Source organism: Phaeodactylibacter sp. (genome assembly GCF_022763345.1).
Taxonomy (GTDB): domain Bacteria; phylum Bacteroidota; class Bacteroidia; order Chitinophagales; family Saprospiraceae; genus Phaeodactylibacter.
In genome coordinates this window covers 19,729-38,729 of sequence record NZ_JALEGS010000008.1, presented here as the reverse complement: position 1 = coordinate 38,729, position 19,001 = coordinate 19,729, and the positions used below count along the sequence as shown (strand labels likewise).

At 51.9% G+C, this 19,001-nt stretch carries 16 protein-coding genes; 10 read left to right on the top strand and 6 right to left on the bottom strand.

The features are described 5' to 3' along the window. Positions 1 to 147 precede the first annotated feature (147 nt). The gene (locus tag MRY86_RS01650) at positions 148 to 942 is read right to left on the bottom strand and encodes a DNA-formamidopyrimidine glycosylase family protein (RefSeq protein WP_293563464.1); all 795 of its coding nucleotides are present in this window, start codon (positions 940 to 942) and stop codon (positions 148 to 150) included. A gap of 93 nt (positions 943 to 1,035) precedes the next feature. On the opposite strand from MRY86_RS01650, the gene MRY86_RS01645 reads away from it, so the two are divergent. The 10 genes from MRY86_RS01645 (at position 1,036) to MRY86_RS01600 (ending at position 13,679) form a co-directional block, all read left to right on the top strand. Then, on the top strand, positions 1,036 to 2,133 hold the full coding sequence (locus tag MRY86_RS01645; protein WP_293563463.1) for a trypsin-like peptidase domain-containing protein: 1,098 nt from the start codon (positions 1,036 to 1,038) through the stop codon (positions 2,131 to 2,133). 302 nt (positions 2,134 to 2,435) lie between these two features. Further along, the gene (locus MRY86_RS01640) at positions 2,436 to 3,488 is read left to right on the top strand and encodes a PorP/SprF family type IX secretion system membrane protein (protein WP_293563462.1); all 1,053 of its coding nucleotides are present in this window, start codon (positions 2,436 to 2,438) and stop codon (positions 3,486 to 3,488) included. Positions 3,489 to 3,683: 195 nt separating this feature from the next. Beyond that, positions 3,684 to 4,169: a polymer-forming cytoskeletal protein gene (locus tag MRY86_RS01635; protein WP_293563461.1), complete on the top strand. Its 486-nt coding sequence runs from the start codon at positions 3,684 to 3,686 to the stop codon at positions 4,167 to 4,169. Next, positions 4,156 to 4,410, top strand: a complete 255-nt coding sequence (locus MRY86_RS01630; RefSeq protein WP_293563460.1) for an AtpZ/AtpI family protein — start codon at positions 4,156 to 4,158, stop codon at positions 4,408 to 4,410. The genes MRY86_RS01635 and MRY86_RS01630 overlap by 14 nt, the downstream gene beginning before the upstream one ends. Next, the gene (locus MRY86_RS01625) at positions 4,407 to 4,808 is read left to right on the top strand and encodes a hypothetical protein (protein ID WP_282780773.1); all 402 of its coding nucleotides are present in this window, start codon (positions 4,407 to 4,409) and stop codon (positions 4,806 to 4,808) included. The genes MRY86_RS01630 and MRY86_RS01625 overlap by 4 nt, the downstream gene beginning before the upstream one ends. Before the next feature lie 22 nt (positions 4,809 to 4,830). Beyond that, a complete protein-coding gene (locus MRY86_RS01620; RefSeq protein ID WP_293563459.1) occupies positions 4,831 to 5,313 on the top strand; it encodes an acetyl-CoA carboxylase biotin carboxyl carrier protein subunit in 483 nt (160 codons plus the stop codon). 102 nt (positions 5,314 to 5,415) lie between these two features. After that, the gene (locus MRY86_RS01615) at positions 5,416 to 9,297 is read left to right on the top strand and encodes an AsmA family protein (RefSeq protein ID WP_293563458.1); all 3,882 of its coding nucleotides are present in this window, start codon (positions 5,416 to 5,418) and stop codon (positions 9,295 to 9,297) included. Between the two features lie 277 nt (positions 9,298 to 9,574). Further along, complete coding sequence (locus MRY86_RS01610; RefSeq protein WP_293563457.1) at positions 9,575 to 10,048, top strand: putative metallopeptidase; 474 nt, start codon at positions 9,575 to 9,577, stop codon at positions 10,046 to 10,048. 5 nt (positions 10,049 to 10,053) lie between these two features. Then, positions 10,054 to 11,022, top strand: coding sequence for a FecR domain-containing protein (locus MRY86_RS01605; RefSeq protein WP_293563456.1), 969 nt, complete (start codon positions 10,054 to 10,056; stop codon positions 11,020 to 11,022). Between the two features lie 8 nt (positions 11,023 to 11,030). Then, positions 11,031 to 13,679: a TonB-dependent receptor gene (locus MRY86_RS01600; protein ID WP_293563455.1), complete on the top strand. Its 2,649-nt coding sequence runs from the start codon at positions 11,031 to 11,033 to the stop codon at positions 13,677 to 13,679. 14 nt (positions 13,680 to 13,693) lie between these two features. On the opposite strand, the gene MRY86_RS01595 is transcribed toward MRY86_RS01600, so the two are convergent. The 5 genes from MRY86_RS01595 to MRY86_RS01575 all read right to left on the bottom strand — a co-directional run bounded on the left by MRY86_RS01595 (position 13,694) and on the right by MRY86_RS01575 (position 18,720). Beyond that, positions 13,694 to 14,446, bottom strand: coding sequence for a LytTR family DNA-binding domain-containing protein (locus tag MRY86_RS01595; protein WP_293563454.1), 753 nt, complete (start codon positions 14,444 to 14,446; stop codon positions 13,694 to 13,696). After that, on the bottom strand, positions 14,443 to 14,664 hold the full coding sequence (locus MRY86_RS01590; protein WP_293563453.1) for a hypothetical protein: 222 nt from the start codon (positions 14,662 to 14,664) through the stop codon (positions 14,443 to 14,445). Before MRY86_RS01590 ends, MRY86_RS01595 begins: the two co-directional genes overlap by 4 nt. Next, positions 14,661 to 15,431 (bottom strand): histidine kinase, encoded by a 771-nt coding sequence (locus MRY86_RS01585; protein WP_293563452.1) that lies wholly within the window; start codon positions 15,429 to 15,431, stop codon positions 14,661 to 14,663. Before MRY86_RS01585 ends, MRY86_RS01590 begins: the two co-directional genes overlap by 4 nt. A 173-nt stretch (positions 15,432 to 15,604) precedes the next feature. Next, positions 15,605 to 16,399, bottom strand: coding sequence for a DUF4249 domain-containing protein (locus MRY86_RS01580; protein WP_293563451.1), 795 nt, complete (start codon positions 16,397 to 16,399; stop codon positions 15,605 to 15,607). Positions 16,400 to 16,422: 23 nt separating this feature from the next. Next, on the bottom strand, positions 16,423 to 18,720 hold the full coding sequence (locus MRY86_RS01575) for a TonB-dependent receptor (protein ID WP_293563450.1): 2,298 nt from the start codon (positions 18,718 to 18,720) through the stop codon (positions 16,423 to 16,425). Positions 18,721 to 19,001 lie beyond the last annotated feature (281 nt).

The window sequence follows — 19,001 nt, the reverse complement described above, 5'->3', positions numbered from 1 at the left end:
GCTTGGCTTGGCTTCCTCGCCGGGCGCTCTCCCTTCGCCCGGCGTGCTGACTACGGCAAAACGAAAAGCACACCGGGTGAATGCCCCGGCAGTGGCTAGACTTAGTGCACCCGGTGAGGCTGCTTTGAAACCCTTTAACCTTTACCCTTAGCTCCGCAACGCCTGGCACTGCGGGCAGTAATAGGTCGAGCGCCCCGCCACTTTGTCGCGCTGCAGTTCAGTACCGTCTTTGGGGCAGGTGCCGCCTTTATCGCGGTGGTTCCACAGCCACTCTTCTGGGTAATCCGGGTAGACGGCATCGAGGGCGACGGCTTTCTGGAGGATGGCCTGCATATTTTGGAACATCGCCCGCTGCTCTTCTTCACTCAGCAGGCCCATGACGGAAGCCGGGTGGATGCCCTGCTGCCAGCACACCTCATCCACGTAGAGGTTGCCCATGCCAGCCAGGTACTTCTGGTTGAGCAGGAAGCCTTTGATGGTGCCCTTGCGTCCTTTGGCCATTTCTAAAAAGTCGGCTTCTTTGAGGATAAGGGCATCTTCGCCCAGGTTCTTTTTGGCAATAAAGGCGTCGAGGTCCTTCACGTAATGAATGCGCGCCAGTTTGCGCGGGCAGTCGAAGCCGAGGCGGCCGCCGTCTTCAAAATCAAAGGCAAAGCGCTCGTATTTGGGTTGATCGGCCGGGTCATCGTAGTAACGGAAGCGGCCGCTCATGCCAAAGTGGAAGAGGACGTGGTCGCTATTGTCCAAGGCTGCAAAAAAGTACTTGCCCCGCCGGTAGGACCCGGTGAAGGTGCGGCCCGTCAGCTTTTCGGCGAAAGCCGGCCCACTGATATCCTTGAGGATGTAGCTCGTATCAATCAGGTCGACGGCCTCTATTTTCTGGTGGAGGGCGACCTGATCGAAGTGGTTTTTCTTGGCGTTGACTTCCGGTAATTCTGGCATGTTATATTGGCTTTGAAAATTCGGAACTCCAAAAAGCGGGCAATTGTTGCGATTTTGTACCTTCACAGGCAGAAGTGTAGCTCAGACCACTCTATGAAAGCGATTATTGACCGGTACCGGGACTCCATTATTCAGATTGCCACGCCGTACAGCACGGGCACGGGCTTCCTGCTGCCTGATAAGCAGCTGGTGGTGACCAACAACCACATCGTGCAGGACAATCGGGAGGTGGTGGTCCGGGGCGACCGCCTCCCCAAGCAACTGGCTACGGTGGTCTACGCCGACCCCAAGTATGATCTGGCTTTTTTGCGTATGCAGGACCCCTTTGAGGTGGCGCCCGAATCGGTGACCTTGGGCAATGATGAGGAGCTGACAGAAGGGGATGTAGTTGTCTCTATCGGGCATCCCTTTGGGCTGGAGTTTTCGATTACGCAGGGCATCATTTCCAATGCCAACCGGGAGGTGGAAAATGTGCGTTACCTGCAGCACGATGCGGCCCTCAACCCCGGGAATAGTGGTGGTCCGCTGATTGACCGGCAGGGGACTATTGTCGGGATCAATACGCTGGGCGTGGAACAGGGGGACAATATCGGATTTTCCCTGCCAGTGCGCTACCTGAAGCAGGCGCTGTCGGACTATCAGGCAGCCCGGCCCGGGGTGAAAGCGCGTTGTGAAGCCTGTGATAACGTGGTAGCAGAGCAGGAAGTGGAAAACGATCAGTACTGCCCGCACTGTGGGGCGAAAGTATACCTGCCTTCTTTTGCTGAGGTATACGAGCCTGTCGGCGTAGCCGAAAGCATTGAGGAATTGCTGGTGGAAATCGGTCAGGACGTCCGCCTGTCCCGCCGTGGGCCCAACAACTGGGAAATCATTGAGGGCAGCGCCCGGATCAATATTACCTATCACGAAGATACGGGGCTCATTATGGGCGACGCTTATTTGTGTGCCCTGCCAAAGACGGATATCAAGCCCATCTATGAGTTTCTGCTGCGCGAAAATTACGAAACCGAGGGCCTGTCCTTTAGCATCAAAGACCAGGATGTGGTGCTCTCGCTGCTGATTTTCGACCGCTACCTCAACCTGAGCACCGGTATGAAATTGTTCCGCCACCTTTTTGAACGGGCCGACTATTACGATAATGTGCTGGTCGAGAAATACGGAGCCATATGGCGGAAAGAGGAAGAAAATTAGGCCCTGACCAAACGGAAAGGCCATTAATCAACGTTAGGGTTATTGTTGGCTGTTTTCTGACAGGTCTTTGACGTTAGCCGTCATTTAACAGAAAAAATGTTCAACCTTTGCTTAACATTCGCTATTATTGTGATTCATTAGCAAATACATCTACGCGGTTGTCCCAAAAGCGCCGCTTTAACAGCCCTACTCCAGCTTCTGGAATTAAGGAACCGAAAACACCAGTTTAAACAAAGCGATCACCAAGATTTACGATTCAATCACTTTGACTCATTGAAGCAATTTTACAAATAACCGCCTGTATGAAAAATTTCAAGTCGATTCTTGTCACTTGTATGCTGGCCCTGGGCGCACTTTCCGTTAGCGCACAGGATATCCACTTCTCACAGTTCTACCTCTCGCCGCTCAATCTGAACCCGGCTATGACTGGTGTGATGAACTGTAATATCCGAATGGTTGCCAACTACCGCAATCAGTGGGCAAGTGTCCTGAGGTCCAATGCTTACAATACGTATTCCTTTTCTTACGATCAGCGTATCCCCGTGGGCCGCTACGATTACTTCGGTATCGGTGGTACTTTCTGGGGCGATGAAGCGGGCGAAGCGAACTTTTCTACCCTGACGGGTAAGCTTTCTGCCTCCTACAGCAAGCGCATGGGCGGTTACCGCAAACAGGCCAACTACCTTGTGGTTGGGGCTGAAGCGGGGGTAGCTCAGCGCAGTATCGACTTCCTTCAGCTGCGCTGGGGGCTGCAACACGATGGTGCAGGTGGGTTCAACGGCTCTCTGCCATCTGGTGAAGAACTGGTTTTTGACCGGGACAACTTCATCTTTGCGGACCTGGCTGCCGGTCTGTTGTGGTTCAGCGTTTTTGATGAGAACAACAGCCTTTATTTTGGCGGTGCCTTCCACCACCTCAACCGTTCCAATCAGTCGTTCAACTCTGATGACGAGGACCTGCTCTACAGCCGCTTTACTTTCCACGCAGGTGGTGAGTTTATGATGGGCCGCCGGTTTGGCCTGGTGCCAGGCGTGATAGTAATGAGTCAGGGGCCTTCTTTCCAGGTGAATGCAGGTACAAGCTTTAAATTCCTGTTGGGCAATGGCCGTTCCAATCAGTCTTTCCAATTTGGATTATGGACACGCGTTTCCAATAAAATCGAGAGCGGTGTGCTGAACGACGCAGCTATTCTCTCCACCCGTTTCGATTACGAAAACTTCAGCCTCGGCTTTAGCTACGATATTAATGTATCGCCCCTGCGGGAGGCGAGTAACGCCAACGGCGGCTTCGAGTTCGCCCTGGCGTATAAAATCTGCGGTATCGAACGCCGCGGGGTATACTGCCCGAACTTCTAACCGGACAGTTGCCTGACTCTTGCATGCCAGTAAAATCGCCCCGTGCTGCCTAAGCTTGGGGCGATTTTATTGGTAAAGCTTTGCAAAACCCGGTCATCGGGTTATCTTCGTTGTTGACTCTATTGTAATAAACCCTTCATCTGCCCCCGGTTTTATCCCATTAACTAATTATATCACGCTTTAAACAGCAGGACTATGTTCGGAGGTAATAATAAAAAAGAAACAACCAACACGAAAAGCAGCAGCACACCAACGGCCTCAAGCGGTCTTAACAGCCTGGTAAAAGGCACGGTTGTGGAAGGTACCGTAAAGTCGGAAAGTGACATCCGTATTGATGGCACGATCAAGGGCAAGCTGGTCTGCGATGCCAAAGTCATTATCGGGCCTACGGGTTACGTTGAAGGCGAAATCCGCTGTCAAAACGCGGTAGTAGAAGGCAAATTTGAAGGCTCCCTCGAAGTGAGTGCGCTCTTGAATGTCCGTGAATCTGCGGTAGTCAGCGGTGAAGTATCTACAGAGAAGCTGATTGTGCAGTCTGGCGCAACCTTTAACGTCACCTGCTCTATGGGGGCAGGTGCTGCCAAGCGTAATGGCTCCGGCGCCAAGCCTGATGGTAAAACTGCCGACCGTAAATCCGCCAGCAACGTAAAAGAAAACAAGGCAGCAGGTGCCCAATCCTAAGCAAGACCAAGACCGTGAAGATGCCCCCCGTAAACAGGTGGATGCCTACCTCAAGTACTCCGGAATGGCTATCCAAATGGGCGTTATCATACTGATAGGGACGTTCGCCGGGCAGAAACTTGATGCCCGGTTGCAAACCGAACGCCCCTATCTGACGGTCCTTTTCGCTTTACTCTCTATCTTTGCAGCGCTTTACCTTACCCTTAAGGACATTCTTTTCCAAAACAACAAAGATCAGTGACTGCAAAAGCTTTCTATCTCCAACTGGCAATCGTTACCCTCATCGCCGCCGCCACAGCCTTCGGCATCAATACTTTCCCTCAGTTTGCCGATGTACAGCCTATTGCCTGGATCAGCCTCGGTATCTTCGTGCTGCTGAGTGTGGTGATGTATTACGCCGGCCGCAAAGCTGCCTTTAGTGACAATAAGCACGACTTCACCAATGTGTCTCTGGGCGTCACTATAGGTAAAATTTTTATCGCTATACTATTCATTTTGGGGTACAATCAACTTATGCAGCCGGATTCGCGCTTTTTTATCATCCCTTTCTTCCTGATGTACCTGATATACACTATATTCGAGACTTATATTATGATGAAATTAGGCCGATTGAACACACAAACAGACCAAAAAGAATAACTAAAACCAACAAACAAGAAATATGGTCAACGGCAAAACCTTCCGCGCCACCGTCAATGAAAAACACACCTTTGACGAAATCAACGGTGAACTGGATCTCATCCCTACCGCAGACGGCAACTTCCACATTATTCAGGACAACCTGTCTTATAATGCAGAAGTACTGAGCACGAACTACAACGAAAAAGTTTTCGAACTGAAGATCAACGGCGTCATTTACGAAGTCAAACTCGAAGATGAATACGATCAGCTGGTGAAACGGCTGGGGTTGTCCGTGGTCACGCATCAGGTCGTGAAAGACATCAACGCACCTATGCCGGGCCTGGTCCTGGAAGTGAGCGTGGAAGCCGGGCAGGAAGTCGAAGAAGGCACCCCTCTGCTGATACTGGAAGCGATGAAGATGGAGAATGTCATCAAGGCTCCGGGCACAGGCGTGGTCAAAAAAGTCAATGTCTCTAAAGGTGAAGCAGTGGAGAAAAACCACCTGCTGATCGAAATGGAGTAAGTATTTGAGGCTAACCCACAAGCTTCTGTAGTCTTACCGAGCAAATAGCGGCTATTCTGCGTTTATATTCTGAGCCTTCTTTTCTAGCTCAAAAAACGTTGTATGCCGGTATCCCGAAGCACACGCACTGTACTGCACTACTTCCTGGTCTTCCTGGGGAGTAGTGTGGTATTGTTCCTGCTCTTCACGGGGCTGGTGTACTACCTCGCTGTGTCTGATCAGGAACGGGTGCCACGCATCATTCAGCAGGTGTCCGAACAGGAACTGGGCGTTCAGACCGACTTTGATCACTATCAGTTCCGATATTTTGATCACTTTCCTTTTCTCTCTCTATCCCTCTACAACCTAACCCTGCGGGACACCGCTTTCGATCAGCACCGCCGGGAGCTGCTCCGGATCCGGGAACTTGACCTCGTTTTCCGCCCCTGGTCCCTGTTGCAGCAGCAAGTGGAAGTCCGCTCCGTTAGCGTAGACAGTGCCCGCATTCAGCTGTACAAGGATACTTCCGGGTACACCAACCTGGACTTTCTTAAGCAAAAATCCCCGTCCGGCCCTCTGCTGGACAGTGCGCAAATGAGGACTTTTCAGCAGCTGAACGACCTGAGCCTGAATGGCGTGTTTTTCAGCTACGAAGATGATAGCCTGCACAAGCAGCATCGCTTTGTGCTGGAAGAAAGTACCCTGGATTTTGAACAGCAAGACACGCTGCTGCTCGCACATTTGCAAGGCAGGGCTTTTGCTCATGGTCTTACCTTTAAGCCCCGCAACGGGCCATTTTTAGAAAATCAAGCGGTTGATCTTGACCTAAAAGTGGGAGTTCCCCTTGTCAGTCGCCGTTTACACCTGATGGAAGCCTCCCGAGTGTCAGTTTTGGATAATGACCTACAGGTGCAGGGCTATCTTGAGCCTGGAAAGCCGGGTTTGCTGCACCTCGAAATCCGAACGCCCGGCATCAGTTTGGGCGATGGGCAGCAAATTGTCGCCCAAAATATACGGAAGGCGACAGAGCGGTTTGACATTCAGGGCGACCTGCCGGTGGAAGTTATTGTTCACGGGCCTACCATTCCGGGGCAGCCGACACCTTTGGATGTCCGCATTGATGCCCGCGACCTGACGCTTTCAGCCGCCGAAATGGATTTTACGGAAGTGCAACTGCGCGCTCATTTTCAGAATGACTGTGATACGGCCCGCCTCATCACACCCCAAACCGGCTGCCTGAGGGTGGAAGTCGATTCTGCGCTTCTGTTCGGTCAGCTCCCGGTGCAGTTCTCTTATTTTAACCATAACCTGCAGTCCCCAGAAATCACCCTGACCGGCGGTATGAACACACCACTACAGCGCCTTAAGCCCTATTTATCAGACCCTGGCTGGGACATCAAAGCCGGGCATCTGGAGCTGGGCTTTGAGCTGGAAGGCAACGCCACCGCTCTGATGGATTCCACCGTGGCGAACCCAAAGGTGTGGCTCAGGGGGTATGGGGAATTGCGGAAAGCGGCTTTCTGGCATCGGTCCCTCGATACGCCGGTTGAGGGACTGCAGACCAGCTTCCGGTTTGATTCCCGGGATTTGCACCTCACAAATGGCACGCTGATGTTTGACGATCAGGAAGTGGCTTTCTCGGGCCGGGTACGGGATTTGTTAAGATTGGCATTTCAAAAGCCCGCCCGCCTTTGGGCCGATATGGACCTGGAACTCTCCACTGTTGATCTGGAAGCCTGGATTTCAGCACAATCTGATGATCGGCCGGCAACGAAAAAGCAAAACGCTGCACCGGGGCAAAGGCTGGGGCAGACCATCCGGCAGCTATCCTCCCAATTGGAAGGGGCCGTACGGGTACAAGCCCAGGCATTGAAGTACCGAAAGCTTCGGGCAACCGATGTCGCTTTTGATGCCAACCTGAAACGGAACTGCACGGATGGGCAGGCTTGTGTAGAAGTTACAAGTCTTCGGCTGACGGCTTTCGGTTCGGTACCCCTGACGGGTACGGCACGATTGCATAACCTGGGAGAACCCCAACTGCAATTTGATTTAAATGCTGAGGCACCTCTGAATGCTTTGCAGCCACTGATGCCTTCTAAGCTGCTATATCTGAAAGAAGGCCGCTATCAGTTACAATTATCCTACCTAGGCAGCCTGCGCAGTTACGGCAGCCTCAATCAGGCCGTACTGCAAGCTGGCCTTAAGGGGCGGGTTCAGCTTCAGGATGCCGCCTTTGACTATTTGCCACAAAGCTATCAATTCAGGGGCGTTAGCGCTGGTATTCACTTTGATGCGTCTCACGTTTACCTGGATTCCCTGCAGGTAAATGTCAATGGCAACCAGGGGCAGGTCAGAGGCCGAATCGATGATGTACTGCCCTTTGTATTTGGTGAAAACACCCCCCGCCTGCGCGCCAAACTTGAGGTAGACAGCCGGGGGATAGACCTCAATGCTTTTAATTTTATCAGGCAGAATCCGGACGTGCAGGAGGAAGGCAACACCGTTGGGCGCACCATTGCGCGCGCGCTGCAACGCATAGAAGGATCGCTTTGGGTCCGGACAGACACCCTGCAGTATCAGTCCCTCCGGCTGTCAAAAGTATATTTTGAAAGCCGGTTTATCGGGACTTGTGAAGAAGGGGGCAGCTGCGTGGTATTGGACACGGTACAAGCGGAGCTTTTTGGGAATACGCCCATGCACGCCCGTGCCCGGCTGACCCAATTGCACGACCCCTTCCTTGAGGCTCAGGCAGCGGTGGATATGCCACTTGAAGAGCTGGACCGCATGTTCTCCTCCGCTCAGCTCCGTTTCCGGGGCGGGCGGGCGAGTGTGCAATTCGACTACGCCGGGCAGCCCCACCGGCATGTGGATGTGCAGGAGGCGCTCCTGAAGGCGGACCTCAAAGGGCATGGGCAGATTACCAACGGGCAATTTACCTTCGTGCCCAGGGGCTACGACTTCAAAGCGGTAGACACCCGGTTTTCCTTTGATGGGGCTGATCTGCACCTGGAAGAGGTAGGCCTGCTGCTCAATCAGAACAAAATCAGCGGGCATGGTACCATCTGCAACTTTCTGCCTTTCCTTTTCCTGCCCGACCGTACGCTGAAGGCCAGCTTCGAGGTGGAGAGCCCCCGTTTCAACCTGGACCGGTTCAAAGCGCCGGAAAAATTCCAGGTCAAACAGGCAGAACAAGCCGAGTCGCCAACCGTTATCACCCGGTTGGTCAATGCCGGGCTGGAAAACATTGAGGCTGATTTCCGTATGCAATTCGATACCGTCAATTACCGGGACTTCTTTGCCCGGGCCGTAGGCGGGCGGGTAGAGATGGGCAAGGGGCGGGTCGCCTTCGATGAGGCTACCATGGATTTGGCAGACGGCACCTTCCGGCTTTCCGGTGAGGTGACCGGTATGGAGGAGAATGCGCCGGTACTCAACCTGCAGGCCGACCTTCAAAACACCGATGTTCGCAAAGCCTTCCGTGCTTTTGACAACTTCGGGCAGTCGGCACTTCGGCATCAAAACCTTGAGGGAAAGCTCACGGCCGGCATAAAATTCCAAGCTCGGGCCAATGCCAATTACGAATTGGATACCAACAGCCTGCGGGGGCACTTCGACCTCCACCTCACCGATGGGGCCCTCCTGGAGCTGCCTGCTTTGGATTCTGTACGCAACCTGCTCTTTGCCCGCCGTGACCTCAGCCACATCGACTTTGCTACCCTGGAGAACCGTTTTCAGCTCAATGGGCAGCTGCTGGGCATTGAGCGTATGGAAGTCCGCTCTTCTGTGCTGACTTTCGCCGTTTCGGGCCAGTACGACCTAAGCGACCAGAGGCGAACGGATATGCTTCTGGAAATCCCCATGGCGAACCTGTTCCGCCGCGACCTCAACCGTGCTGCTTTGGAGCAAATTGAAGAAGGGCTCAGCGGCCCCAATATTCTGCTTCGCCTGATCCCGGATGACCGGGGTGAGGGGTTGCGGGTGAAGTGGGTGTTGTCGAGGGAGTGAACGCTTCCGCTACGCTGGTGTGGAGCTTAATCCGTGGCTTTTCCAGGAGCTCTGACCCAGCTTTGCCCGGGAGAAAGAACCGGAAGGAAAGCTCCCCGACAGAAGTTTATGGCTCCTCGCATAGCATGTATGCCCTCTGACCAGACCCAGCACACCGGGTGAATGCCCCGGCAATGGCTTGGCTTACTGGACCCGATGAGAAAAAAGTAAAAAAACCTCCGTTTTTTGAGTACAACTCCCCTCCTGCATGCCTTATTTTACAAACTGAAAGACTGTCATGAAGCGAATCCCTGCAATTATCGTATTTTTATCGGTGCTGGCCGGCTGTCAAAGAGCGGAGGAGGCAACGCCTGCAATCACTGTGGATGCGGCCTTTCAGCCTTACTTTGAACGCTTTGAAGTCGAAGGGGCGCTGCGGGGGCTGGATATTCAGCTGACTAACGAGCAGATTGGTGCCGTTTTTTCGGATGAACTGGCTGCCGGGCAGGTGGGTTTGTGTACCCAGTACACTTCGGGCATCAGCATCATTGAAATCAGGGCTACGACCTGGTCGGCTGCCGATGACCTGGAGCGGGAGCACCTGATTTTCCACGAGCTGGGGCACTGTTACCTGGGCCGGGCGCACGACGACGCCAAGGATGCGGCGGGCTTTTGCCTTAGTATGATGCAGAGTGGGGATGGCAGCTGCCGGTACAACTACCGGAATGCCAACCGGGCTGCTTATCTGGACGAACTGTTCGGACAAAACTAAAAAACATGAAAGCACAATACGTCAATTACGATGCAGTGGCCCTGGCCCAGGAGACGGACTTCATCCACTGGGTGCGCCGGGGCGACCATGATGCCGATTGGTCAGAATGGCTGAACGAGCACCCGGAAGCGAAGCCGGAAGTCGAAAAAGCCCGGGAGCTGGTGCTAGCAATGGAATTTGACACACAGGAGCCCACGCAAGCGCAGGTGGATAAGTTATGGTCCACAATTGATCGCGCCACCCAGGACGAAGCTAAGGTGGTGCCCCTCTGGCAGCGTCGGCGGATGAGTATACTGGCGGCCGTCGTGGCTACGCTGTTGATACTGGCAGGCTGGTGGGCCTTGCCCGAGCCTCCGGAAATACGACTCGTGACTACTACTGCTGACCAGGACATCTATGAACTGCCCGATGGTTCAACGGTGACGCTCAATGCACAGTCCTCCATCTCCTACGAGCCTCAGGAGTGGCTGCGTGCCCGGCACGTCGAATTGAATGGCGAAGGCTTTTTTGAAGTGAAGAAAGGGACGCCCTTTATTGTAAAAACACCCTACGGTACGGTCCGTGTGTTGGGTACAAGCTTTAACGTGGAGGCCAGGAAGGGGCGTTTTGCAGCAGCTTGTTACACCGGCTCCGTATATGTTTCCGCTGGCAGCCGATCACAAATGCTTGCGCCTGGCGAAAGAATAGTCGCGATGGGCAATGTGCTGAATACAGATACTTTTGACAAGGACAAGGAAGCCGCCTGGCGCGAGGGCATGCACTACTTTGAGGCCACAAGCCTACAGTTGGTATTCGCGGAACTGGAGCGGCAGTTTGAAGTGAAGGTGAAGCTGCCGAAAGACCTGGCTAGCCGGGAATACACTGGTTTCTTTGAAAGCGGCGACCTGAATGCTGCCCTCGAGGCCATCTGCTGGCCGATGGGCCTGGCTTTTGAGTTGAATGGTGGGAAGGTCATTATTTCGGATAAATCGTAAATGATTGTATGCAAAAACGGCTTTGGCTGTGTGTTTTGTGGCTATCCCTCCTACCGGTCGCGCTCATTGCGCAGCAACGGGTAACGGAGGACTTCCGGGACCAGCCACTGTCGGAAGTTTTTCAGGTTTTTGAACAGAAGTATGGCCTCTCTATCGCCTACGATGCCGCAGCGGTAGCACCGCATACCCTTAGCCTACAGCTGGAAGGGGAGCCCGTGGTGCAGGCGCTTTACCGCGTGCTTGAGGCCTCGGGTATGGAATACCGCACGCTGGCAGCAGACAAGATCTTAGTAAGGCCCAAAGCGTCTGGTCTATCTGACCTTGTAGTGCCCAATCTGCTCTCAGGTGTCATCCGCGATGCAGCTACGCAGGAGCCGTTGCCTTTCGCCAGCATCCACTGGGTGGGACTGGGGATAGGGGATTGTTCGGATACTCAGGGGACTTTCCGGCTGGCTCTTCCGGAGGTCGATACGCCGATTGTGCTGGAGGTGCGCTATATCGGCTACGAAAGCAAGCGCGTCACCTACACGCCGGGGCAACCGCTGCCCGACCTTTCCCTAAAACCAGCTCAGGTACAGATTCCGGAGATCGTGGTCGTGGAAATGCCCCCGGGCTTGTCTGCCAACGGGCGTGATCAGTTTTACATTATCCGGCCAGGGATGCAGCTTCCTGGGCTGGGCAGTCAACTGGACCCTTTCCGGCAATTGCAACTGTTGCCCGGAGTAGGCGCGCATAATGATTTTTCCTCCGGGCTGCAGGTCCGGGGCGGCATGCCCGATGAAAACCTCATCGTTTGGGATGGGATGATCCTTTACGACATCGACCACTTCTTCGGTATCTTCAGCAGTGTGGATGGGAATTTGTTGGAATCGGTGCGTTTGTACAAAAACAGTTTCCCGGCAGAATATGGCGGCCGCACCGCGAGCATTGTGGAAATGGCCAGCCCGGGAGAGCTTCCCGATCAAACGACAGGCAGCGCCACCCTTTCCAACCTGATGCTGCAGGGCAATATAGCGGTGCCACTTGGCGACCGGATGAGCCTTACAGGCGGCGGGCGCATGACCCATAGCAACCTGGGCACTTCAAGCCTCTTTCAGGCCTTCAGCCAGCAGCTGGACCTGCCCGGCAGAGAGGATGAATCGCCCCTTTTGGACCGGCTGATCAGAGTGCAGCCCGCTTTTCAGTTTCATGATGCGTTTGTGAAATGGCGGTGGCAGGTGTCCGAAAAGACCACCCTGGAAGCCAACGCTTTCAGCAGCAGCGATACCTATGATTACGAGTACGGCTTTGATTTCCGGCAACGCTTACGCGAAGAGGTCATCCTCAGCCAAAGCCTCGTGGCCGAAAATTCCACCTGGCAAAATCAGGCCTGGAGTGGCAGGCTACAGCACGAATGGGACGATCGCTGGTCATCTGCACTGACCATTGGCGGGAGCCGGTACGAAGAGGCCGAGCGTACCACTACCAGTTTTCGGAGGGTGCTGGAGGATACGGTCCGTGCATTTGGCACCGATAATCTGCGGTACAACGACCTGACCGGGCTGCACCTCAACTGGAAAAACACCTGGCAACCCCAATCCGGGGCCACCTACAAGCTGGGCTACCGAATGGAGCATAACGCCACCACCCTTGATTTGGAAAACGACGATCTGCCCATTCGGTCCCGTGAATCTTCCGGGACACAGTATGCGCTTTACGCTGGCGGTCAGTACGAATCGGGCCCCTGGGACTGGAGCTGGGCGAGCCATCTGACCTGGTACGACCGTACACAGCAACCCTATTTGTCTCCCCGACTGCGCGCCCGCTACCGGTGGTCAGACCAATGGTCGGTCAATGCCTCCCTGAGCCGTTACCATCAGTTTCTGCGGCGCTACTACCATGAGAACCGCTTTGGGCGCAGCGTAGCCGTTTGGGAACTGGCGAATGAAGCCGCAGTGCCCGTTGCCCATGCCAATCAGGCTACCGTTGGGCTGCAGTTTACAGGGGGCGTCCTAAGCTGGGAAGTCGGCGGGTTTTTCAAATACACCGAAGGCAGCCTGCAGCATGCTGCTCTGATCAGTGGGCTGGGCACTGCAGGCGACCCTGGCCCCCGCAACCGGGAATTCCGGTTGTTCAGCGGAGACGGCCGGGACTACGGGGCAGAAGTGCTCATCCGCAAGACCGGCGACCGGTACAGCAGCTGGCTGTCTTATACCCTAAGCCGCTCCCTGCAACGTTATCCCGCCGCCTTTCAAAATGAATGGTTCCCCACACAGGAAGACCGCCCCCATCAGTTGAGCTGGTACCATAAGTATCGGGTTAATGGCTGGGCATTTAGTGCTACCTACGTCCACGCCAGCGGTGCCCCATTTCTGGACACCTCCCTGGACGGCTTCCGCAACGAACGCGAGCAGGGCGCACCGGATTACTATCAGCGCATTGCGGCCTATCACCGGCTGGACCTCAGCGCCGCCTACACTATCCCCCTGAAGGGCAGCGAACTGACTTTCGGTGCCTCCGTCTACAACCTTGCCGATGCGCCCAACACCCTCTACCGGCAGCAGTTCTATGGCATCGACCTGCCGGCACCTAACCTGCCCAACCGGACTGCCGTACTGGGCAATGAACTACAGCTTTTGGGTAGGACGTGGAGTGTTTGGGGGCGGTGGGCATGGTGAGCGGGGCTGCGTTGCTATTGTTCAAGCCATTCCTTGAAGGCAGTCACTTTTAACCGGCTGACAACAGGCTTCGTTTTTATTTCGGGTTTAAGTTGTAGAATGATTTTTCTGTTGAAATAGGGCTCAAAGGAAATAATCGCATCCCGATTGATCAATAACTGCCGGTTGATCCTGAAAAATTGAGCGGGGTCGCAGACCGATTCGATGTAATCCAGCTTTTTAAACAAGGGGAATTTTCCCCCCTTGAAAACGTATAAAAATACATTCTCATGCTCCACCGAAAACAAGGCGATCTCCTCCACTCTTTTAACGATGGTTTTTTCTCGGTACTGGGTCAGAAAGCTTCTCTGAAATGGGGTGTCAGCAGGTGTTTTGAAGTTGATAGGGGAAGCCGGCCGGGGCTTTAGTTTAGCAATCAACTGCTTGTACCTGAGCAGCGCGCTATGGATTTCGTCATCTTTAAACGGCTTTAGTACATAGTCAATACCGTTGCTTTTGATGGCCTGTAGGGGGTACTCTTCAAAAGCTGTACAGAATACAACCGGGGTAACAACGTCAATGTGCTTGAATATTTCAAAGCTTTGTCCGTCCGCCAGTTGGATGTCGAAGAAGAGCAGGTCCAGGTTAGGCTGGTATCTGCTGAGGTACTGGACGGCTTCCTCTACCGATTCCAGCATTTCGGTTACAATGAAGTCGGTATCCTGCTCGATGATCTCCTTAAGCAGGGCTGCCGTATGCGATTCGTCTTCTACGATGAGTACGTTCATTTTCTAATCAGCTTAACTTTGACGGTGAATTGCGCTGGTGTTTGTTCAATAATGAGCCCCTGAGGAATCTTCAACAGCTCGTATCTTTTGCTCAGCAGGTCAAGACCATAGCCTGAGCTGTCTGTGTCCCCGATTTTTGGCTGGAGATTATTGCTGATCACTATGTAAAAGTCATCTGTATTGCAGCACTCGATCCGAAGGGGCTTTTTTGAGCTCATGCTGTTGTGCTTAAAGCAATTTTCGACCACCGTTTGCAAGGCCAGGGTGGCAAGTGGCATTCGTACAGTGTTTGATCAATATTAATGTGGATGGAGACGGCCTCTTCGTTTCTGCTTTTCATCAAAAAAAGGTAGGACTGCAATACAGCAAGTTCCTCTGAAAGGGGGAGGGTTGGCCCTTCCATATGTTTCAGGGTATGGCGGTAAAAATCCGATAAGCTCATGATAAATTGCTCAGCATTGGAATGCTGCTGCCTTACCATCGAACGCAGGGTGTTGAGCGAGTTGAACAGGAAATGTGGATCTATTTGTGCGCGGAGGGCTTTGAGCTGTACTTTGTAGTTTTCCTTTTTAATTTGCTCTTTTTCCAACGAAAGCCGGGAGAAATCTCGCTGTGTTCTAAGTGCGTATTGAATCGTCAGAAACAATATCAATGGAAGAATGATTCGGGGGATATTGTATCCATCAAAGGCTTCTACGTTGCGAAAAAGAATAACATAGAATACGCCTAAGACAAGGGCAACCAACGCTGCAAGGAGCAATACTGACCACCACTTCCGGTACCCTGAGGTCAGATCCCATGTATACCATAGTAAATACCACATGATGTAGAGGATCAGCGAACCCGTGAACCAGCTCCAATATGGGCCAAGGCTCTCCATTGCTCCAGGTCCTATGCCGCCCGAACTGGCGTGTAAGCCTAGCCAAGGTAAAAGCCCAGACAGGACAATGGGTAATATGATATTGATCCTTGGTTTTGTAACCATGTTTGTTTATTGAGCTTTAACTTACCACTTTTTCTAGCAAAATATGTGGGAAAAACCAGCCTGAATGGTAAAGCCATTGTGGCCTTAGTATCCACCTATTGCCTATTGAACGCGCTAAAGATTGTGAAAGAGGCATCTACAGAGAAACTTGTTTTTATACTAGATGCTCTTGTTTATAGCTCAACCGAAAGGACGGATGTGAAATAAATACCGAAATAACCGAGTACACCATTGCTGAAATTTCCAGCTGGGTTGTATGGGGTAGTCGCATTAGCCCCTTCGCCCGATAAGGATGCGACCTGAAAAAAATAGTTATAGTAAGCTTCGTCAGTACTGAGTAGCTCAACCGTTACGGTAGTGTTTTCATCGAATCCTCTTTGGATAGGCGCAGTGATTTCCTCTCCGTCCCCCCTAGTTTCATCATTGAGGACCGTGTAGCCGTCGGCTTGAAAGGTGCCATTAACGTAAGTGCGGATGCGGTAGAAGTTTTTCGAGCCCGCTGGGTCATCCCATACAGCAGAGAGGAGTATGACTCCTCCATCGTTAAAGGGGCCGTCTGGAAAATCTGACGGTGTGACTTCCTTGAGGTTGGTTGGCGAGGGGACTTTAGCAGCCGCTTCATAGATATTACCTTCCACTTCTACCGTTAGATTAAAGCTCTCATCAAGATTGATCTTGATTTCTCCCGCGGTATAATGGCCAGGGGCGTCTTCTGACAGGGTGTAGGTTTCTCCGGTTTCGCTTTGCAAAATAATGACCGCACCGGAAATCTGCTCAGGCTCCGTATTGTCATAAAAGTCATTGGTTTTGGAAATGCGGACAGTGATCGTTCGACTACCGGCGTTCAAGCTTGCTTCAATGACAATTTGACTTTCTACAGTGTCCAAATCTAAATTGATGACATCTTCGCAAGAAGAAAAAAGTAAGAGGCTGAACAATAGAAAGTAGATATATCTTGAGTGAGACATGGCATCTATTTTAGAGTGGTTGATCAAAATTTAAAATTCCAAGTCACCGATGGAACAATGCCGAATAGGGCTAATCGTGTAGCTTCTGCTGTTCCGGCTTCATTGGAGTCAAAAGAGATGGAATAGGCATTTTTCCGATGATAAGCGTTGTAAACTGAAAAATTCAATTCACTTGAAGCCTCTGGGTTCCTAGTCTTCAACTTCCAAGTTGCGCCCACATCCAAGCGGTGGTAATCTGGCATGCGGTCACCGTTTCGCTCAGAATACAGGTTCACCAAGTTGTCATCAATGAAGTACTTTCCGGTTGGGAAGGTGACAGCGTCCCCCGTATTGTACACCCAGCTTGCCGAAAAGGATAATCTTGGAGAGGCTTGATAAACACCGACAATAGAAATATCATGCGTTCGGTCTTGCCTTGCAGAGAACCAATCGCCCTCGTTGATTTCATCGTATTGCCGTTCTGATTTGCTCAGTGTATAGCTCAGCCAACCCGTAAATTGGCCCTTTGTTTTTTCAAGCAAAAACTCTACGCCGTAAGCCCTGCCTTTTCCAAAAACCAACTCAGACTCGATGTCCTCATTGCCGAATACCTCTGCGCCATCCTTATAATCTACCGTGTTTTGGAGGTCTTTGTAATACAGCTCTACGCTAAACTTGTATGGAGTGTTATCGAAATTCCTGAAATACCCAATGGCTACCTGGTCGGCAATAGTGGGTTGAACCAATGGGCTACTTGGAATCCACAAATCGGTCGGTGAACCCGCAGTAGAATTAGACAGCAAGTGCAGATACTGTGCATTCCGGTTATAACTCAGCTTGATAGATTGGCTGGGATTTAAAAGATAAGTTGCTGCAAAGCGTGGTTCGAGATTGAAATAATTATGGTAGAATTCCCCGCTTTCATAAGAAGTTTCATTGGTGACCTGACCATCTGTATCGTACGTTTTCTCGGTGTATGTGCCAATATTGCTTAACGAGCTTAAGCGTATACCATAGTTCAATTGGAGCTTATCGGATACCTTCTGTATGTTAGCCATGTATATGCCGCTTTCCAAAGCGTGCCGTTCCTCTGCAGTACTCTGAATCTCCCCATTAAAAGCGAAAGTGTAGGGTTTAAATTGGTGGTAAATGCCCTGCCAGCCAAAGGTGATTTCGTTGTTGGGATTCAAATAGAAGTTGTAATCTTGTTTGAGGTTGTAATCGTAAATGCCCGCATCCAGCTCTACATCAACCCCTCCATTTTCGATATTGAACCCATAATCATATTCTGAGTATATAAAGGAAGTATTAGAGAAGAGCTTGCTGTTAAAGATATGGTTCCAACGGCCCGTAAAGGTCATGTTGCCCCAGTCAAACCCGAAGTCATCTGTACCTAAAGCATCTCTGCCTAAGTAGCCGGAGACATATATCCGGTCATGCTCGCCCAGTTTGTAATTAGCCTTGAAGTTCAGGTCGTAAAAGTACAGGCTGAAATCATCGAAATCCTTCAAAAAAGGTTGCGCCAGAATATCGGCATAGGTGCGTCTGGCAGACAGGACAAGTGAACCTTCATCCTTTACGATTGGCCCCTCCACCGTCAGTCGGGAAGAAATCAACCCCAGCCCCCCCGATACATCCCATTCCTTCATGTTGCCGTTCCGCATCCGGACATCCATGACAGATGATGCGCGGCCACCGTACTGTGCGGGAATCCCCCCTTTGTAGAGCTTGACGTCCTTGATGGCATCTGAATTGAAAACAGAGAAGAAGCCCAGCAGGTGAGAGGCATTGTAAACCGGTGCTTCATCCAGTAGAATCAGGTTTTGGTCGCCATCTCCTCCCCGCACAAAGAAACCACTGCTTCCTTCCGAGCTGGCGCTCACACCAGGCAATAACTGCATGGTCTTTAACACATCCTGTTCTCCAAAAATGACCGGGATTTTTCTGATGTCTTTGACGTCCAGGCTAAGTACGCTAACTTCGGTGTTGGTAATGTTGTCGTTGTCATTTTTAGCGATAACTACGACCTCTTCCAACTGAGCAGGTGCCGTTTGCAGTTCGATGTCCAAGGTTTTATCTTGGTTGAGCTCGACCTCAATAGACTCGGGCATATACCCTACATAAGAGTAGTTGATCTGGTAATTTCCTCTGGGTAAGGTCAGCGAGTAGAATCCATAAAGATTGGTGGTGACTCCCTGGCTGGTGCCCGCTACGGAGACGGTGGCGTACAATAATTCCTCCCCCGTGCTGGCATCCCGCAGGTACCCACTCAAGGTGAAGTCTTGTGCGAAAATGCCACTACTTAATAAGGTGGCAAGTGTGATTATGAAAATTCGGTGCATTTGTATTTGGTATTACTTGGCACCAATATGTGGAAGTTGAAGGCTCCTCGGAGGGGCTTTAAAAGTGAATTGAACAAAAGTGGGGGTGAGATGAACAGAGCGGGCAAACGGAGGGGTTATCTCGCTTCCACATGACTTTTAGGAGGTGGAATTTTAGAAAGGGATGAAGCTTGTTCCATTCACTTTGGCTGTCTGGTTAGGCGGTATATTCACTTTCTGTACGGAAGAGGGATGTACACTTATACTTTATTTAGTCTATCACTAATATCTGAGTATGAGAC

What these genes read in the sequence shown, in the direction of transcription:
- MRY86_RS01650 (WP_293563464.1), bottom strand. Translation starts at nt 942, where the DNA reads ATGCCAGAATTACCGGAAGTCAACGCCAAGAAAAACCACTTCGATCAG.
- MRY86_RS01645 (WP_293563463.1), top strand. Translation starts at nt 1,036, where the DNA reads ATGAAAGCGATTATTGACCGGTACCGGGACTCCATTATTCAGATTGCC.
- MRY86_RS01640 (WP_293563462.1), top strand. Translation starts at nt 2,436, where the DNA reads ATGAAAAATTTCAAGTCGATTCTTGTCACTTGTATGCTGGCCCTGGGC.
- MRY86_RS01635 (WP_293563461.1), top strand. Translation starts at nt 3,684, where the DNA reads ATGTTCGGAGGTAATAATAAAAAAGAAACAACCAACACGAAAAGCAGC.
- MRY86_RS01620 (WP_293563459.1), top strand. Translation starts at nt 4,831, where the DNA reads ATGGTCAACGGCAAAACCTTCCGCGCCACCGTCAATGAAAAACACACC.
- MRY86_RS01615 (WP_293563458.1), top strand. Translation starts at nt 5,416, where the DNA reads ATGCCGGTATCCCGAAGCACACGCACTGTACTGCACTACTTCCTGGTC.
- MRY86_RS01610 (WP_293563457.1), top strand. Translation starts at nt 9,575, where the DNA reads ATGAAGCGAATCCCTGCAATTATCGTATTTTTATCGGTGCTGGCCGGC.
- MRY86_RS01605 (WP_293563456.1), top strand. Translation starts at nt 10,054, where the DNA reads ATGAAAGCACAATACGTCAATTACGATGCAGTGGCCCTGGCCCAGGAG.
- MRY86_RS01600 (WP_293563455.1), top strand. Translation starts at nt 11,031, where the DNA reads ATGCAAAAACGGCTTTGGCTGTGTGTTTTGTGGCTATCCCTCCTACCG.
- MRY86_RS01595 (WP_293563454.1), bottom strand. Translation starts at nt 14,446, where the DNA reads ATGAACGTACTCATCGTAGAAGACGAATCGCATACGGCAGCCCTGCTT.
- MRY86_RS01590 (WP_293563453.1), bottom strand. Translation starts at nt 14,664, where the DNA reads ATGAGCTCAAAAAAGCCCCTTCGGATCGAGTGCTGCAATACAGATGAC.
- MRY86_RS01585 (WP_293563452.1), bottom strand. Translation starts at nt 15,431, where the DNA reads ATGGTTACAAAACCAAGGATCAATATCATATTACCCATTGTCCTGTCT.
- MRY86_RS01580 (WP_293563451.1), bottom strand. Translation starts at nt 16,399, where the DNA reads ATGTCTCACTCAAGATATATCTACTTTCTATTGTTCAGCCTCTTACTT.
- MRY86_RS01575 (WP_293563450.1), bottom strand. Translation starts at nt 18,720, where the DNA reads ATGCACCGAATTTTCATAATCACACTTGCCACCTTATTAAGTAGTGGC.